The organism is Arthrobacter sp. PL16 (assembly GCF_035985055.1).
Classification (GTDB): Bacteria; Actinomycetota; Actinomycetes; order Actinomycetales; family Micrococcaceae; genus Arthrobacter_D; species Arthrobacter_D cheniae.
On sequence record NZ_JAXCIC010000009.1, the window covers coordinates 66,980 to 84,205 of the forward strand.

At 67.1% G+C, this 17,226-nt stretch carries 12 protein-coding genes and 1 pseudogene; 9 read left to right on the forward strand and 4 right to left on the reverse strand.

Going from position 1 to position 17,226, the window contains the following annotated elements; genetic code table 11:
- The first annotated feature begins 98 nt into the window (after window positions 1-98).
- The 7 genes from RCH21_RS15405 (at window position 99) to RCH21_RS15435 (ending at window position 9,504) form a co-directional block, all read left to right on the forward strand.
- A complete protein-coding gene (locus tag RCH21_RS15405; RefSeq protein WP_326965120.1) occupies window positions 99-2,087 on the forward strand; it encodes a helix-turn-helix transcriptional regulator in 1,989 nt (662 codons plus the stop codon).
- Window positions 2,088-2,096: 9 nt separating this feature from the next.
- Window positions 2,097-2,447 carry a hypothetical protein gene (locus RCH21_RS15410; RefSeq protein ID WP_326965121.1) on the forward strand — a complete coding sequence of 117 codons (351 nt, stop codon included), beginning with the start codon at window positions 2,097-2,099 and terminating at the stop codon, window positions 2,445-2,447.
- A gap of 37 nt (window positions 2,448-2,484) precedes the next feature.
- Window positions 2,485-2,856 carry a Sec-independent protein translocase subunit TatA gene (gene tatA / locus RCH21_RS15415; protein ID WP_326965122.1) on the forward strand — a complete coding sequence of 124 codons (372 nt, stop codon included), beginning with the start codon at window positions 2,485-2,487 and terminating at the stop codon, window positions 2,854-2,856.
- Between the two features lie 66 nt (window positions 2,857-2,922).
- Window positions 2,923-3,708, forward strand: coding sequence for a twin-arginine translocase subunit TatC (gene tatC, locus RCH21_RS15420; RefSeq protein ID WP_120150081.1), 786 nt, complete (start codon window positions 2,923-2,925; stop codon window positions 3,706-3,708).
- A gap of 110 nt (window positions 3,709-3,818) precedes the next feature.
- Window positions 3,819-6,641, forward strand: a complete 2,823-nt coding sequence (locus tag RCH21_RS15425) for a DEAD/DEAH box helicase (RefSeq protein WP_326965123.1) — start codon at window positions 3,819-3,821, stop codon at window positions 6,639-6,641.
- A gap of 71 nt (window positions 6,642-6,712) precedes the next feature.
- Window positions 6,713-8,347, forward strand: a complete 1,635-nt coding sequence (locus RCH21_RS15430; protein ID WP_326965124.1) for an amidohydrolase — start codon at window positions 6,713-6,715, stop codon at window positions 8,345-8,347.
- 431 nt (window positions 8,348-8,778) lie between these two features.
- Window positions 8,779-9,504: a polyprenol monophosphomannose synthase gene (locus RCH21_RS15435; RefSeq protein WP_120150078.1), complete on the forward strand. Its 726-nt coding sequence runs from the start codon at window positions 8,779-8,781 to the stop codon at window positions 9,502-9,504.
- A 66-nt stretch (window positions 9,505-9,570) separates the two neighbouring features.
- Here RCH21_RS15435 and RCH21_RS15440 read toward each other — a convergent pair whose 3' ends face one another.
- Both RCH21_RS15440 and RCH21_RS15445 read right to left on the reverse strand, forming a co-directional pair.
- Window positions 9,571-9,918, reverse strand: coding sequence for an RNA polymerase-binding protein RbpA (locus RCH21_RS15440; protein ID WP_043445375.1), 348 nt, complete (start codon window positions 9,916-9,918; stop codon window positions 9,571-9,573).
- Window positions 9,919-10,133: 215 nt separating this feature from the next.
- Window positions 10,134-10,985 (reverse strand): putative RNA methyltransferase, encoded by an 852-nt coding sequence (locus tag RCH21_RS15445; RefSeq protein WP_326965125.1) that lies wholly within the window; start codon window positions 10,983-10,985, stop codon window positions 10,134-10,136.
- Between the two features lie 82 nt (window positions 10,986-11,067).
- Here RCH21_RS15445 and RCH21_RS15450 point away from each other — a divergent pair, with 82 nt between their 5' ends.
- A complete protein-coding gene (locus RCH21_RS15450) occupies window positions 11,068-13,110 on the forward strand; it encodes a S9 family peptidase (RefSeq protein ID WP_326965126.1) in 2,043 nt (680 codons plus the stop codon).
- 46 nt (window positions 13,111-13,156) lie between these two features.
- Here the strand turns inward: RCH21_RS15450 and RCH21_RS15455 are convergent, their stop codons facing one another.
- Window positions 13,157-13,834 (reverse strand): peptide deformylase, encoded by a 678-nt coding sequence (locus RCH21_RS15455; protein ID WP_326965127.1) that lies wholly within the window; start codon window positions 13,832-13,834, stop codon window positions 13,157-13,159.
- Between the two features lie 158 nt (window positions 13,835-13,992).
- Between RCH21_RS15455 and RCH21_RS15460 the strand changes: the two genes are divergently transcribed.
- Window positions 13,993-16,380: an excinuclease ABC subunit UvrA gene (locus tag RCH21_RS15460; protein WP_326965128.1), complete on the forward strand. Its 2,388-nt coding sequence runs from the start codon at window positions 13,993-13,995 to the stop codon at window positions 16,378-16,380.
- A 277-nt stretch (window positions 16,381-16,657) separates the two neighbouring features.
- Here RCH21_RS15460 and RCH21_RS15465 read toward each other — a convergent pair.
- Window positions 16,658-17,226 (reverse strand): annotated as a pseudogene (locus tag RCH21_RS15465) (hypothetical protein); the annotation flags it as partial.

Below are 17,226 nucleotides of genomic sequence, written 5' to 3' on the forward strand. Positions count from 1 at the left end.
CCGGCCCAGTAATACCGCAGCTCCGTCCGGAAGGGACGCAGGTCAACCCAGGTTGGCGTGCGTCCCTTCCGCCGCTTCCCCGAAGGTAGGGTTTCACCGTGTCCGCAAAACGTACCGAACGCCTCCTCACACTTGTGATCATGCTGCTCTCGAGCCGGCGTGGGTTCACGAAGGAGGAATTGTTCCAGGAGATCGATCTCTATCGGGAGGCGACGTCGGTCGCTGCACGCGAGAAACTCTTCGACCGGGACAAGGCCGCACTCCGCGAGCAGGGCATCCCCCTGGAATCATTCAGCGAGGACACCCTCTTCGACAACGACAACACGGTGCAGCGCTACCGCATCAACGCCGAGGACTACCGGCTCGGCGGAGTGACCTTCCTTCCGGAGGAGTACGCCGTCCTCAACCTGGCCGCCGGAGTATGGGACCAGGGATCGCTCGACTCCGCCGCGTCGCGCGCCCTCAGGAAGCTGAGCTCCCGCAGCGTCGACGGCGGTACCGCGCTGACTCCGCTCATCCAGCCGCGCATCACCACCGACGCCCCCTACTGGGACGTCGTCTGGCTGGCCCTGACCTCCCGAGCCCCCATCCGCTTCCCGTACCGGGCTGCAAGCACCGGGCGCGAGGAAGTCCGCACGGTGCACCCCTGGGGCATGGGAGCGAGGTTCGGCCACTGGTATGTGGTGGGCTACGACACCACACGCAGGGCCGAACGCTTCTTCCGCCTGTCCCGCATGACCGGAGAGCCGGTCCTGCTGAAGGGGACGTTCGACGTCCCAGCCTCCTTCGACATGAACCAGACGCTCTCCTCACTATCGCGCAGCGAGCCCGACCGGACAGCCGTCGTCGCCGTCCGGCCCGGATCCTGCCAGGTGCTGCGCGTCCGCAAGGATGCCGAGGTCCTGCAGACCGGGGAGGAGTGGGACATCCTCCGCGTGCCCTACGCGGCATCCAGCCCCATGGCGGCCATCATCGCCGGGCTGGGCGTCAATGCCAGAATCGAGGAACCACAGGAGTTGGCCGTCGAGGTGTCGCGCCTGCTCGGGAGCGCCTACGACGCCGCTCTCGCCGCGCCCGAGGACCTTGAGATGACCGAGGGGGTTCGTCCGGCTCCCAGGCGGAAGTCCTCGTCGCAGGACCACCTGCTTCGCCTCCTCGACCTGGTGCCCTACCTCCTCGCCCACCCGGGGTCCGAGATAGGGGAGACCGCCAGGAGGTTCGACGTCTCCGAGAATCAGCTCACTAAGGACCTCGACCTGCTCTTCGTCAGCGGACCGCGGCACTACCCGGACGGCCTCATGGACGTGAACATCGAGGACGGCAGGATCTACCTCACCAACGCGCGCGACCTCGCGGAACCCGTGAAGCTGAGCATGGACGAAGCATGCTCCCTGATCGTCGGACTGCAGGCACTGCGCGAGCTGCCCGGCATGCGCAACAACGAGGCGATCGTCAGCGCCCAGACCAAACTGACCGCCGCCGCAGGCGACGCCGCCCACATCGGCACGGCTGTCGCCACCAAGCTCACGGAGGACGACATCGATCCGACCCTCGAGGTGCTGCAGGCCGCCCTCCAGTCGGGCGTACGGGTGGAGGTGGACTACTTCGTGCCGACGCGTGACGAGATCACGCACCGCCTGCTCGAGCCCATCCGGATCTTCCTTCACCAGGACACCTGGTACCTCGAAGCGTGGAGCGTGGACTCCGACGGCCTGCGGAACTTCCGCCTCGACCGCATCCAGAGCGCGGCCCTGACCGACCAGCCCGCAACGGCCAGTGTGGACGAGGAGTCCCTCACCCGCGACAGGCGGACCGTGTCCCCCTATCGCTCCGGGGCGGAGGACCACACAGTGACGCTCGTCCTGGAACCCAGGGCCCGCTGGATCGCGACCCAGTACAACGCCGACGCCATCCTGGAGTTGGGTGAGGACCGCCTCGCCGCGCGTCTGAGGGTGGCATCGAGCTCATGGATTCCCGGCCTGGTCGCGGGACTCGGAGGGCTGGCCGCCGTCGTCGCCCCGGAGGAATTGCGCGATGAGACCCTCCGATGGCTGGAAGCAGCCCGCGCCCATCAGGCACTGGCCTAGACTGAAGCCATGCTGTGGTGGATGTGGATCGTGCTGTGGGTTGCGCTGGTGGCCGTCAGCGTGATCTTCCTCGTGGCGGTCGGCTTCCGCGTCTTCCGACGCGGGATGCGAACGCTGGGTGAATTCGGGGAAGCCATGGACCGGCTCGAGATGAACGTACCGCCCGACGACGGCGTCACGACGTCAGCCCTGGGAGTGCCAGGAATCGCCGTACCGGCCGTGTTCTCCGCCCCCAAGGATGTCCGGGCAGCCCGGGAGCAGGCGAAAACGGGTCGGTTGGACGATCGTCGCAGCAGGCGGGTCAGGAAGCGCGTACTGCGCGGACAGCCGCAGCTCCTGCAGGACATGCCCCACCTGTGACCTAAACTGTGGTGGGGATCAACGAGAGGAATTGGGCATGAGGCTCGAAGGCTGGCACATCGTCATCATCATCGTTCTTGCGATCGTTCTGTTCGGAGCGCCGAAACTCCCGGGCCTGGCCCGCAGCGTCGGTCAGTCCCTGCGGATCTTCAAGTCCGAGGTGAAGCAGATGAAGGACGAGAACAACACCGCCGAGTCCGATACGGCTCCCGTCGAGGGCAGGGTGGTCAACAACCCCGCGCCATCGACGTACGACCCCACGTTCCAGACGCCCAGGCAGCACCCCGGACAAGAGCCCCCGCACTACCAGGGCAAGGGGAGCGTCGACGGGCACCCCGATGGGCGCTCAGAGGGGCATACCCAGGCGGGACCGTCCCAGCAGAGCGGCACCTCGAACACCAAGCTGTAGGCGGAGCACTCTCCCGTGACACCCGCGAAGGTCCGTGCGCGCAGGAAGGGTAACCCCGAGGGGCGGATGGCCCTGAAGGAGCACCTGCGCGAGGCGCGGAACCGCCTTTTCAAGTCCGCTATCGCCGTCCTCGCCGCAACCGTGGGCGGCTTCTTCCTCTATGACCCGGTCCTGAAGGCGCTCGGCGCTCCGATCGTCGCGATCAACGACCAGGAGGGCCGGACCGCCTCCCTGAACTTCGACACCGCGGCATCCCCGTTCGACCTGATGATCCAGGTCGCGATCTTCCTGGGCGTGGTGATCTCGAGTCCGGTCTGGCTGTACCAGCTGTGGGCGTTCATCACTCCGGGGCTGAAGACCAAGGAACGCCGCATCGCTCTGGGTTTCATCGCCGTCGCCGTCCCGCTGTTCCTGATGGGCATCTACCTCGCGTGGCTGATCCTGCCGAATGCGGTGAGGGTGCTGACCGACTTCACACCCGACGAATTCTCCAACCTCATCAGTGTTTCCGTGTACTTCGCCTTCGTCCTGCGCCTGATGCTGGCGTTCGGGGTCGCGTTCCTGCTCCCCGTAATTTTGTTCGGGCTCAATGCGGTGGGACTGGTGTCCGGCAGGCAGATCCTGAAGGCATGGCGGATCACCGTGTTCCTCGTGTGCCTGTTCGCGGCGATGGCCGCTCCGGGTGGTGACGCGTTGAGCATGTTCTACCTCGCAGTGCCGCTGCTGCTGCTGTTCTTCGTCGCCATCGGGCTCTGCCTGCTCAACGACAAACGCCGGGCCCGGCGCGCCGCTGCACGCGAGGCGGAGGTCGAAGCGACGGTCGACACCGCAACACCCCTCGACAGCCTCTAGACGCCCTGTCCGAAGACACGGTGGGCACTCCTCCCGCAAGGATGATCCACCGCCGCACGCTCTGCGCGTATACGGGGCGCCCTATCCCACCGAACGTCTAGGGTGGAAAGATGAGCACCCCCGCGGAGAGATACGCAGCTGCAAAAGCCCGCACGGAACACTCACGGACCCAGCTGTCCCACTTCGAGCGAACGCTGGACTTCGAGCTCGATCCATTCCAGCGGGAGGCCTGCACCGCGCTCGAGGCGGGACGGGGCGTACTCGTCGCGGCGCCGACCGGAGCGGGCAAGACCGTCGTCGGCGAGTTCGCCGTCTTCATGGCGTTGCAGCGCGGACTCAAGGCCTTCTACACCACGCCGATCAAAGCCCTCAGCAACCAGAAGTACTCGGAACTCGCGGCCGTGCACGGCAACGACCGCGTGGGGCTGTTGACGGGTGACACGAGCATCAACCCCGACGCGGACGTCATCGTGATGACCACCGAGGTACTGCGGAACATGCTCTACGCCAATTCCGATGCCCTCGACAATCTCGGCTACGTGGTCATGGACGAGGTCCACTACCTCGCTGACCGCTTCCGTGGTGCTGTGTGGGAAGAGGTGATCATCCACCTCCCCACCGAGGTCAAGCTGGTGTCCCTCAGCGCAACGGTGTCCAACGCCGAGGAGTTCGGGGCCTGGCTCGATACCGTCCGCGGAGATACGGACGTCGTCGTGTCCGAACACCGACCGGTGCCGCTCTGGCAGCACGTCATGGTCGGACACAGCCTGATCGACCTGTTCGCGGGTGATATCGCCTTCGACGAAGCCGCGCCGGCCGGATCCGAGGTTGGAGCACGGGATCAGTACGAGGTGAATCCCGAACTGCTCGACCTCGCGAGCAACGAGATCCGGCTCAACCAGCGAGCGAACTGGGGCGACGGCGGGCGGCGCGGGAAGTCACGGAACGGGCGGGGCGGCCCGCCACAGCAGACTGCCGTTCGGAGGGCCACGAGGCCCCAGGTGATCAGCGCGCTGGATCGGGCGGACCTCCTGCCGGCGATCACGTTCATCTTCTCCCGGGCGGGCTGCGAGGCCGCCGTGACTCAGTGCCTGAACGCAGGCCGGTGGCTCACCACGGAGGACGAACGCGACGAGATCAGCGAGACCATCGACTCCGCCACGACGGACATCCCGCGGGACGATCTCGAGATCCTCGGGTTCTGGACCTGGCGCGAAGGGCTCATCCGGGGCTTCACGGCTCATCACGCCGGTATGCTTCCGACCTTCAAGGAGATCGTCGAGCGCCTGTTCGCCGCCGGTCTGGTCAAGGCCGTCTTCGCGACGGAGACCCTCGCGCTCGGCGTGAACATGCCGGCGCGGACCGTCGTGCTCGAGAAGCTCGACAAGTTCAATGGCGAGGCCCACGTGAATGTCACGGCGGGGGAGTACACGCAGCTCACGGGCCGCGCGGGACGTCGAGGGATCGACGTCGAGGGCCATGCCGTCGTGCTGTGGCAGCCCGGAACGGACCCCGGCGCCGTCGCGGGACTTGCTTCGCGCCGCACCTACCCCCTGAACTCGAGCTTCCGTCCCACCTACAACATGAGTATCAACCTCATGGCGCAGTTCGGCCAGGAGCGGTCGCGGGAGATCCTCGAGACGTCCTTCGCCCAGTTCCAGGCCGACCGGTCCGTCGTCGGCCTGGCGAAGCAGGTCCGTAGCCGCGAGGAGTCCCTGAAGGGTTACGAGAAGTCGATGACGTGCCACCTCGGCGACTTCCGCGAGTATGCGAACCTGCGGCGGGAGTTGTCGGAGCTCGAATCGAGCGCCTCACGCGACAGGTCCCGTACCCTGCGGTCTGCTGCTGAGTCATCCCTCGAATCGCTGCGGCCGGGAGACGTCATCGACGTACCCGGCGGCCGTACACAGGGTTTCGCCGTCGTGCTGGACAGCGACACCTCCCGGGAGCCTCGACCGACCGTGCTGACCCTCGAGACGCAGATCCGTCGCGTCGGCGTCCAGGACCTCGACGGACCGGTGGAGGTCCTCTCCCGGATCCGCATCCCGAAGCATTTCAGTGCGTGGAGCCCGAAGGATCGGCGCGACCTGACGTCATCGCTCCGGAACGCGCTCCAGGACAAGAGACCGCCGCGACAGGGGGCGGACCGTGTCGCGGCCGGGCACTCGGCATCGGCCGCAGCGGAGGAGCGAGCCATCACCGAACTCCGTCGTCGCCTGCGGGCCCATCCGTGCCACGGCTGCAGCGAGCGGGAGCAGCACGCCCGCTGGGCTGAACGATGGTGGAAGCTGCGCCGTGAGACGGACAAGCTCGCCGGTCAGATCCGCGGCCGCACCAACACGATCGCGAAGACGTTCGACCGCGTCTCGGAGGTCCTCGGTCACTACGGCTACCTGGAGTACACCGGCGACACCGTCATGGTGAGCGCCACCGGACAGAAGCTCCGGCGTATCTACGGGGAGAAGGATCTGCTGATCGCCCTGTGCATCGAGGCAGGTGCCTTCGACGACCTCGATGCCGCGGAGCTCGCGGCCATCACCACCGTGCTGGTGTATCAGGCCAAGCGGGAGGAGCGAGGGGTGCGTCCGGTGATGCCGAGCGTATCGCTGGAGGGTTCGGCCGAGACCATCATCCGCCAGTGGTCCCAACTGAACGACGTCGAGGAGCAGCACAGGCTGCCCGTCACGAGCGAGCCCGAGCTCTCGCTGGTCTGGCCCATGTTCAAGTGGGCCCAGGGCCGGTCCCTGCAGGCCGCCCTGAGCGGGACGGAGCTCGCGGCCGGTGACTTCGTGCGGTGGTCGAAACAGGTCATCGACCTGCTCGACCAGGTGGCGAAGGTACCGGACCTTCCCGGCGGACTGCAGCCGACCTGCGTGCGGGCCATCAGGCTGGTTCGTCGGGGCGTGGTGGCATACTCGAACATCAGTGAATAGGTACCTCTCCCGGTCAGGTCCGCCGACGTCCTGACCTCCTCCACAGAAAGTCTTCCAGCATAGCCATGCCCATGTCCCAGCGCCCCCTCCCCGTCCTCTACCGCAACGGCTCCGTCTACAGCCCCGCCGATCCCTTCGCCACGGCGATGCTCGTCGACGGCGGGACGGTGGCGTGGGTGGGAACGGAGCACGCAGCCGCGAACCTGACCGGGCCTGACGTCCGTACCGTCGATCTCGACGGTGCGCTGATCACCCCGGGGTTCGTCGATGCGCACACCCATACGACGGAGACGGGCATCGCGCTCGGATCGCTCGACCTCACCTCCTGCCGCTCGCTGCAGGAGCTCCTCCAGGCGGTGTCCACCGCCTCGGCAGCCGGGGCCTCGACGATCCTCGGGTTCGGCTGGGACGAGTCGCAGTGGCCCGAGAAGCGCGTGCCGACCGCCGCCGAGCTGGACCGGGCGGGCGACGGCGCGCTCGTCTACCTCGTGCGGGCAGACATCCATTCGGCCGTGGTATCAGGCACCCTGGCAGCCGGACTGGGCCTCTCGGCCGTCGACGGCTGGAGTGACGGGTTCGTGGTGCGTGCGGCCCACGAGGCGGCTCGGCAGGCTACCCGCAGCCTGACCGTGGACCAGCGCCGCAGCTACCAGCAGGCTGCACTCCTCCATGCGGCGTCCCGCGGGTATGTCGCGTTGACGGAGATGGCGGCCCCTCACATCGCCCCGCGAGAGGATCTCGAGACGCTGCTGTCCATCGACGGGCCGGACCACGAGCTACCGTTGCCGGAAGTGATCCCGTACTGGGCCGAGCTGACCCCCTCCCGCGCCGGCGTGCGCGACCTGATGCGGGGGTTCGGCGGAAGGCTTGCGGGCTTGGCCGGCGATCTCAACGCCGACGGATCGATCGGGTCGCGGACCGCAGCCCTGCGGGAGCCCTACAGCGACGATCCAGGCTCACAGGGGAGGCTCTACCTCAGTGCCGACGAGGTCGCGGCGCACCTGCTCGCGACAACCGAAGAGGGGGTCCAGGCAGGCTTCCACGTCATCGGCGATGCCGGGCTCGACCTCGTCCTCCGCGGTCTCGAGCGGACCGCCCAGCAACTCGGCGTGGAGGAGGTCCGACGGGCGCGTCACCGCCTCGAGCACGTCGAGCTGGCCGATGACGCCGCGATCGCCTCACTTGTCCACTTCGGCGTCGCGGTGAGCGGCCAGCCCGTCTTCGATGCCCTGTGGGGCGTGGACGGGGGCCTGTACCACCAGCGCCTGGGGGAGCGTAGCGGTGGAATGAATCGCTTCGCCTCGTTCCTGTCCGCGGGCGTCCTGGTGGCGCTCGGGTCGGACAGCCCTGTGACGCCCCTCGACCCCTGGGCCTCGGTCCGTGCCTGCCTCCGGCACAGCACTGCATCGGAGAATATCTCGGCCAGGGCTGCCTTCATCGCACACACCAGGGCCAGTTGGCGGCTGTCCGGCCGCAGTCCGATGATGGGTCAGCTCGCCCCGGGCACTCCGGCGTCGTTCGCCGTCTGGAAGGTCGACGAACTCATGGTCCAGACGCCGGACAACCGGGTCCAGTCCTGGAGCACGGATCCGCGTGCAGGTACGCCGCTGCTTCCCGCCCTGGACACGGAGAACGCACCCCTGTGCCTGGAGACCGTTCATGACGGGAAGCGATTGTACGCGGCGGACGGCTTTCAGAACGAGTAGCAGAAAGCACCCTGCACGAGGTTTTTTCGGCGGGCGAGCGACCATGGTCTGACCTGCAACGAAGCACGTTTTCGCAGGTCAGGGCTTCGTTGACACGTACTCCACAGCACGTAAGCTTTTGCCCTACGGGTTAGAAGAACTTCTGCGGAAGGGAACCTGGCCGGTCTCTACGAGCGCAACGCATCGGCCTTCTTCAATGGCGCGTGTTGCCACTCGGATGGAGCCGGCACTCACAGGGGCGGGTCCACGCATCATAGAGAACAGTGCCGTCATCAGGGTCGGTACCGGTACGAAGATGTGTGGATCTGCCCTGGACCCGGTTCGGTGGATCCTTCCGGCGCGATCATGGCAGTCGCCTATACTTACGAACTGGCTCCGCCTGCGGAGCAGTCCGTGCGCGATGCGCATCATCGATGGAAAGGCCCACCTGCGTGCGAGTCGTCACGATCATCCCCACCTTCAACGAGATCGAGTCACTCCCGCTGACCCTCGCGCGTCTGCGTGCCGCAGTACCGGCGTCGGACGTCCTCATCGTCGATGACAACAGCCCCGATGGAACCGGCGAGCTCGCCGATCGGGCTGCCGCAGCCGACGATCAGGTCCATGTACTGCACCGTCTCGGCAAGGCGGGCCTGGGCGCCGCCTACATCGCGGGGTTCCGCTGGGCACTCGAGCGCGATTACGACGTCCTGGTCGAGATGGACGCCGATGGTTCCCACAGGCCGGAGCAACTGCAGAGCCTCCTCGACGCCGTGGACCGCGCGGACCTGGTGATCGGGAGCCGGTGGGTGAGCGGCGGCAGCGTCGTGAACTGGCCCGCGCACAGGAAGCTCCTGTCCCGCGCAGGCAGCACGTATTCGCGCCTCCTGCTGGGACTGCCTGTCCGCGACGTCACCGCGGGCTTCCGGGCTTTCCGCCGCTCGACCCTCGAGGCGCTCGACCTTTCCGCCGTCGCGTCGGTCGGATACGGTTTCCAGGTCGACATGACCTTCCGGGTAGCCAGACTCGGCCTCACCATCGTCGAAGTGCCCATCACCTTCGTGGAGCGTGAACTGGGGGCGTCCAAGATGAGCGGCAACATCGTATTCGAAGCGATCGCCAACGTCACCCGCTGGGGTCTGGCAGCCCGCTGGAACAAGCTGATCGGGCGTCCCTGACCGTTCCCGAACCACGAAAAAGGCACCCGCTACCAGCGAGTGCCTTTTCCATGTCAGCTCATAATGCTAGGCGGAGCGGCGCTCTCCGCGGCGCTCGCGCAGGATCGTCAGGCGATCCTGCAGGATCTGCTCGAGTTCCTCGACCGAGCGACGCTCGAGGAGCATGTCCCAGTGTGTCCGGACGGGCTTGTCATTGGAGGTGTCGGGCTTCTCCCCGTCGACGAGGAGCGCTTCCTTGCCGGTCTTGGAGACCCAGGTAGCAGGGATGTCCGCCTCGGACGAGAAGGTTACGAAGACCCGCTCCCCGTCCTCGCAGCGGTATTCGACCCTCTGACGGGGTGCAGGCTCGACGCCGGATTCCGTCTCCATCGACTGCGCTCCGAGGCGCATGCCTCGCAGGCTGCGATCACTCATGTTGTTCTCCTTGTCACCGTGCCCCTCGTGAGGCGAGGAGTCGTTGCCGCTGTTTCTCGACGCCGATGCCGGTCCTTCGTACCTGCCGACATCTGCGATACCTCTCGCGCCCACGGGTGCGAGGGAAGTCCTTTGTATAACACCGCCTGCCCCCGGGATGTTCCTGAGGCCGGGCAAACACCTAAGTGTACAGGTCCGGTGTCGTAGGGCGGAGGTCAGGACCTCCGTGCGAGCACCTGGACGGTGAAGCGCGCCGCGACATCGAGCACGACGGACTCCTCGGTCCCGGGCCGGCCGCCGCCGCCGCCGCCGCCGTCAGCGTCTGCATGCCGCGCCGCCGGCCCCATCACGAGCGCAGAGCGGGCAAGTCCGTACGGCAGGGACATCGAGTAGTCGAGCTCCACCCGGTCCGCCTCGACGAGGCTCCCCTCGAATGAAGCGAGGACGTCGTCGGCCTTCTGTGCCGGCACGGACAGCAGGGGACCCACCGCGTGGAGTCCTGCGAGGTGGCCCGGCCTGGGCGTCACGACGACGACACACCCGCCCGGTGCGAGCACACGCACGAATTCGGCCGGATTCCGCGGTGCGAAGACGTTGAGGACAATATCCACGGTTCCGTCGGCGAGCGGAAGCGGACGCCACACATCCCAGACGATGCTGATCCCCTCGGGGAGCCGCCGGGCGGCGCGGCGAAGCGCGACCTTCGAGACGTCGAGCGCAATGGGAAACACACCGGGAAGAGCGCGTGCCAGCCCCTCGAGGTAGTAGCCCGTGCCTGCTCCTGCATCGAGGGCGACGGCGGCCGGCGGAGAGCGGCGCAGGACGGCCTCCACCACCGCATCACGCAGCGGGAGGTAATGGCCCGATCCGAGGAAGTCCTCCCTCGCGTCGACCATCTCTGCCGAGTCACCCTCGAACGGTGATCCCCGGCCGGTCAGCAGGTTCACATAGCCCTGACGGGCTGTGTCGAACCGATGCCCGCGTGCACAAGCGAGGGTACGGCCGTCCTGCTGGAGGTACTCGGAGCACACGGGGCAGGTGAGGATGCGGTGGGGCAGGGCGGGCATCGTCCCATCCTAGGGAGAATCGATCGGTCCTTCCTGCCCTGCACCGTTGACTCAGGCCACTATTTCGGGTCTGATCAGGAGGGTGAAACCAGACCAGATCGAACTCCTGACCACCACGGGCGCGCCAACCCTTCATCCGGACGGTTCCCGCCTGGTCGTCGCCGCCACCCGTCCCGATTTCCGCGCCGACGAATATGTCGGCCAGCTGTGGGAGATCACACTCGACGGCGGCCGACGCCGGCTGACCCGCGGCTTCCTCGACACCTCGCCCGAGTACTCGCCCGACGGCGAACTGCTCGTGTTCCTGCGCGCCGAACCGGGAGGCAAGCCCCAGCTCTTCGCGGTACGCTCTGCGGGCGGCGAGCCGGTTCAGCTGACGGACCAACCACTCGGCGTCGGCCGGTTCCACATCTCTCCGGATTCCACCACCGTCGTCTTCACGGCACGCGTTCCCGAGCACGGTCGCTACGGAACAGTCGACGGCGTGAGCGCCGGCCTCGAGGACCCACGCCTCGTCACGCAGTACAAGTACCGGATGAATGGCCTCGGTTACACGACGGACAAGCGATCGCAGCTCTTCACCGTAGCGATCCCCGACCCCGACGCCGAGCCCTACATCACGGCCGTCGGCAGGCTCGGCAAGAAGCCCGTCGACGGGCCCGGCGCGCTCGAGCAGCAGGGGGCGGTGCCATCCGCCACCCAGCTGACCACAGCGGATGCCGACCACCTCGACCCGGCCTTCTCGGCCGACGGCCGGCAGATCTTCTTCACCGCAGCACTCGCGGAGGACGCGGATTCGACGCTCGTGTCGGACATCCACTCGATCGGCCTCGACGGAGGTACCCCCCGGCAGCTGACCAACCTGGGTGGGGCTACCCTGCTCGGCTGCGGTACCGCGCGTCCCAGTGCCGACGGCACGTCGGTGTTCTTCCTGGCCTCGGACCTCTCGGCGTCAGGACTCGATTTCGTCGCGCGCAACACGGCCCTGTACGTCCTGCCGACGAACGACCCGGAAGCCTTCCGGCGCCTGACCGACCCGGAGACGGTCGACTTCGGCGATGTGCAGGAACTCATCGCGGGCGGTCCCGACTCGGTGCTCGCGTTCAACCGCACCAGGGGTATGGGTGAGCTGCTGCGGATCTCGTCAGTGGGCGAGATCGAGATCCTGGTCTCCGGTCCCACCGTCGTGACGGGCGCCGCCACTGCGGGCAACACCGTCATCGTGTCCATCACCGACCCCTCGACGTCGGGTGACGTCGCCGTCGTCGAAGGCGGTTCGGTCCGTACGCTGTCCGATTTCTCCGCCGCCCTGCGCACGGAGACGCGCATCGGGGAACTGCAGGAGCGCACCTATACCGCGCCGGACGGAACGCCCGTGCACGGCTGGGTCGTCATGCCGGAGGGTGAGGGACCGCACCCCGTCCTGCTCGTCATCCACGGCGGTCCCTTTGCCCAGTACGGGTGGGGCTACTTCGACGAGGCCCAGGTCTACGCCGCCGCAGGCTACGCGGTGCTATTGTGCAACCCGCGCGGCGCGGCCGGCTACGGCCAGGAGCACGGCAGGGTCATCAAGGAAGCGATGGGCACGGTGGACCTCGACGACGTCCTCGCGTACCTCGATGGCGCGCTCGCCGAGTTCGACGCGATGGACGACGAGCGACTGGGAGTGATGGGCGGGTCCTACGGCGGCTACCTGACGGCCTGGACGATCGCGCACGACCACCGCTTCCAGGCGGCGATCGTCGAGCGCGGATACCTTGATCCGCCGTCGTTCGTGGGATCGTCCGACATCGGCTGGTTCTTCTCGGAGCAGTACACCGGGACGGATCCGACGCACGTCGAGAGCCAGAATCCGTTCGCGAAGATCGGCAACGTGCGGACGCCGGCGTTCGTGATCCACTCCGAGGAGGACCTGCGCTGCCCCATCGAGCAGGCTCAGCGCTACTACACGGCCCTCAAGAAGCAGGGGGTGGAAACCGAGATGCTGGTGTTCCCGGGTGAGACCCACGAGCTCTCGCGGTCCGGTTCGCCCTGGCATCGCAGGCAGCGGTTCGACCATATCCTCCGGTGGTGGGCGAAGTACCTCCCGACGGCAGCCAACTCCTCGGATCCCGCGGCCCGATAGGGAGGCAGTAGCGGTGGGGACACCGGTCGATCATCGGCGTAGCGGGTCAGAAGTCCAGGCCCCGCCGTGCCTCGTCGATGGTCGGCTGGGCCCACCGCCCGTGTTCCTCGTTCGCAGTGAGTGAGCGGAGGATCGCCCGATCGAGATAGAGCTGCCCGTTCAGGTGGTCCGTCTCGTGCTGGACGATACGCGCCGGCCAGCCCTCGAAGCCGGCTGTCACCGTGATGCCGTTCGGCTGCAGGTACGTGGCCTTGATGCTGCGGTGGCGTTCGACCACGGCCTGGTAGCCCGGCACGGAGAGGCAGCCCTCGTAGAACGCGTCGACGGCGTCCCCGTCCGCTTCGTAGCGTGGATTGATGATCACCGTGAAGGGCAGGGGCGTGCGCAAGCGGGCCGCCGCAATCGCCTCGTCCTGGACGCCCTGGTCCTCGAGGACGGCGATCCGCAGGGGGATACCGATCTGCGGAGCAGCAAGACCCACGCCCGGGGCAGCGTGCATGACGCGCCGCATCGTGGAGATCAGGCGGCCGAGGAGCTCGTCGTCGAGCTGTCCCGCAAAGTCCTGTGCAGGATGGCGGAGGACCGGATGGCCTGCCGCCACGATCGGCGGGAGCTCTGCGTCGAGGACTGCCTCGACGTGTGCGACGAGCGCCCCGGGCGCGGTGAAGGACGACGTAACAGGCGACGGCGACGGGAACTGGTTGCTTGGAGCATCGGCACTCATGCCTCCAGATAAGCACAATCCCGGACAGGTCCGGGTCCCGGCGCCATTGCCGGTTCGCCGGTGGCGCAGGACAATCAGACGTGCCGGTCCTCGGGGTGAGGCTCGGTCCGGGATACCGGATCCGATGGCCGAGCGGCAGCACGGCGGATGGAGGCAGGATGAGCACGGCAACCGCGGACGACCAGCAGGCAGCGGAGCACACGGCGGACAGCCATGACCTGATCAGGGTGCAGGGCGCGCGGGAAAACAACCTGAAGGATGTCACGATCGACATCCCGAAACGGCGACTGTCGGTGTTCACCGGTGTCTCGGGCTCAGGCAAGAGCTCCCTCGTCTTCAACACCATCGCCGCCGAGTCGCAGCGCATGATCAACGAGACCTACAGTGCCTTCCTGCAGGGCTTCATGCCGACCCTGGCCAGACCCGATGTGGACGTCCTCGAGGGACTGACGACGGCGATCATCGTGGACCAGGAGCGCATGGGCGCAAATCCCAGATCCACCGTCGGTACGGCGACCGACGTCAACGCGATGTTGAGGATCGTGTTCTCGCGCCTAGGACAACCGCACATCGGGTCTCCACAGGCCTTTTCCTTCAACGTCGCCTCGATCAGCGGAGCCGGTGCCGTCACGATCGAGCGCGGCGGCTCCACCATCAAGGAGCGCCGCAGTTTCACCATCACGGGCGGCATGTGCCCGCGGTGCGAGGGTATGGGTTCCGTCACCGACATCGACCTGACGCAGCTCTATGACGAGACGAAGTCGCTGAACGCGGGGGCTATCACCATCCCCGGCTACAGCATGGAGGGCTGGTACGGCAGGATCTTCAGCGGCTGCGGTTTCTTCGACGCCGACAAGCCCGTCCGGCAGTTCACGAAGCGGGAGTTGCAGGACCTCCTCTACAAGGAACCGACGAAGATCAGGATCGACTCGATCAACCTGACCTACGAGGGCCTGGTGCCGAAGATCCAGAAGTCGATGCTGTCCAAGGACCGTGAGTCGATGCAACCGCACATCCGGGCCTTCGTGGACCGGGCGGTGACCTTCACCACCTGCCCCGCCTGTGACGGGACGCGGCTCAGCGAGGCTGCACGGTCATCGAGGATCGACGGTGTCAGCATCGCCGACGCGTGCGTGATGCAGATCAGCGATCTCGCCACCTGGGTGCGGGGGCTGAGCGAACCCTCCGTCGCACCGTTGCTGAAGGCGCTGGGGGAGACCCTCGACTCGTTCGTCGAGATCGGTCTCGGATACCTCAGCCTCGATCGCCCCTCGGGCACCCTGTCCGGCGGCGAATCGCAGCGGACCAAGATGATCCGCCACCTCGGGTCCTCCCTGACAGACATCACCTACGTCTTCGACGAGCCGACCATCGGCCTGCATCCGCACGACATCGAGCGCATGAACGGTCTGCTGTTACGCCTGCGCGACAAGGGCAACACCGTGCTGGTGGTCGAGCACAAACCGGAGATGATCGCCATTGCCGATCACGTCGTCGACCTCGGTCCGGGAGCCGGTACCTCGGGTGGAACGGTGTGTTTCGAGGGCACGGTGGTGGGGCTCCGGGGCAGCGGAACAGTCACCGGACGACACCTCGACGACCGTGCAATGCTCAAGAAGACGGTCCGCCCGCGTCGGGGCGTCCTGGAGGTCAGGGGCGCCACCTCGCACAACGTGCAGGATGTCGACGTCGACATTCCGCTAGGCGTGCTGTGCGTGGTGACGGGCGTAGCGGGTTCCGGGAAGAGTTCGCTCATCCACGGCTCGGTGTCGGGGAGGGACGGCGTGGTCGCGGTCGATCAGACGGCCATCAAGGGTTCGCGCCGCAGCAACCCCGCAACCTACACCGGCATGCTGGAGCCCATCCGCAAAGCCTTCGCCAAGGTCAACGGCGTCAAACCGGCTCTGTTCAGCGCGAACTCCGAGGGCGCATGCCCCACCTGCAACGGAGCCGGAGTCATCTTCACGGACCTCGCCATGATGGCGGGCGTGGCCACCACCTGCGAGGTCTGCGGTGGCAAGCGATTCATGGCCGAGGTGCTCGAGTACAAGCTGGGAGGCAGGGACATCAGCGAGGTCCTGGCGATGCCGGTCACGGAAGCAACCGGGTTCTTCGCGGTGGGCGAAGCGAAGGTACCTGCTGCACATGCCATCCTCAGCAGGCTGTCCGACGTCGGCCTCGGGTACTTGAGCCTCGGGCAACCCCTGACAACGCTGTCCGGCGGTGAGCGCCAGCGTCTCAAGTTGGCCACCCATATGGGCGAGAAGGGGGGCATGCTGGTGCTGGACGAACCGACGGCCGGCCTGCATCTCGCCGATGTCGAGAACCTGCTGGGACTGCTGGACCGGCTGGTCGACGCCGGCAAGTCCGTCATCGTCATCGAGCACCACCAGGCGGTCATGGCGCACGCGGACTGGATCATCGACATCGGTCCGGGCGCCGGCCACGACGGCGGAAAGGTCGTGTTCGAGGGGACACCGGAAGAGCTCGTGGCCGCACGGCCGACGCTCACGGGACGTCATCTGGCAACGTACGTAAGCGCCTGAGCGGACGGGCGCCTGAGCGGACGGTTGCCTTACCGCCGCCCGCCAGGAGGCCACTACGTTTGGCCCAACCGTTGAGGAACCGCGAGGGGTCGACCGTAGTTCCGCGAGGCGTCGACCGTAGTCCATAGCTGGGCACCGACGCAGCCGCCACCCAGGAAGCGGCGCAGGACCTCACCGCGGCCCACTAGCGCAGGCGCCCGCTCTTCGGTCGAGCGGCCGAAGCCGGCCACGGCGGTCATCGTGGATCCGACGGCCGGCTCCTCGCAGTGAGGAAGGTCTACGTAGCGGTCCCCGCCTCGCCCGCCAGCACTTCTCTCACGGTCGCCAGGAAGCGGCGCCGCTTGTAGGTCAGCAAGCCGCCGGCAACCACGAGTGCCCCTGTGGTGAGTGTGAGGAGGCCGGCACCAGGATTGGCGGAGAAGTGCTTCGCCAGGGCGGCCATCGTGATCGTCGCCGGCGGACCGAAGACACGCCCGGCAGGTGCAGCGGCGCTCGCGGGTGCGCGTGGGTCATTCGCGCCTCCTCCTGCTGCCGACGGCACGCCCGCGTCGTGGTGCAGCGTGTCCCGCTCGTCCTCGATGACCGGTGTCACGGGAACGCTCTGCTCGGAGAACAGGGGATCGGTGCCACTGCCGAACGGGGCGACCTGGGTCTGGTAGGTCTCACCGTCCTCCAAGCCGTCCACCACCACGGGTCCGGCACCTCCCACCGTGTCAACAGCCGTACCCTCCGGTGTGGGGTTCACGGGTGCGGGGTTCACGGGTGCGGGGTTCACGGGTGCGGGGTTCACGGGTGCGGGGTTCACGGGTGCGGGGTTCACGGGTGCGGGGTTCACGGGTGCGGGGT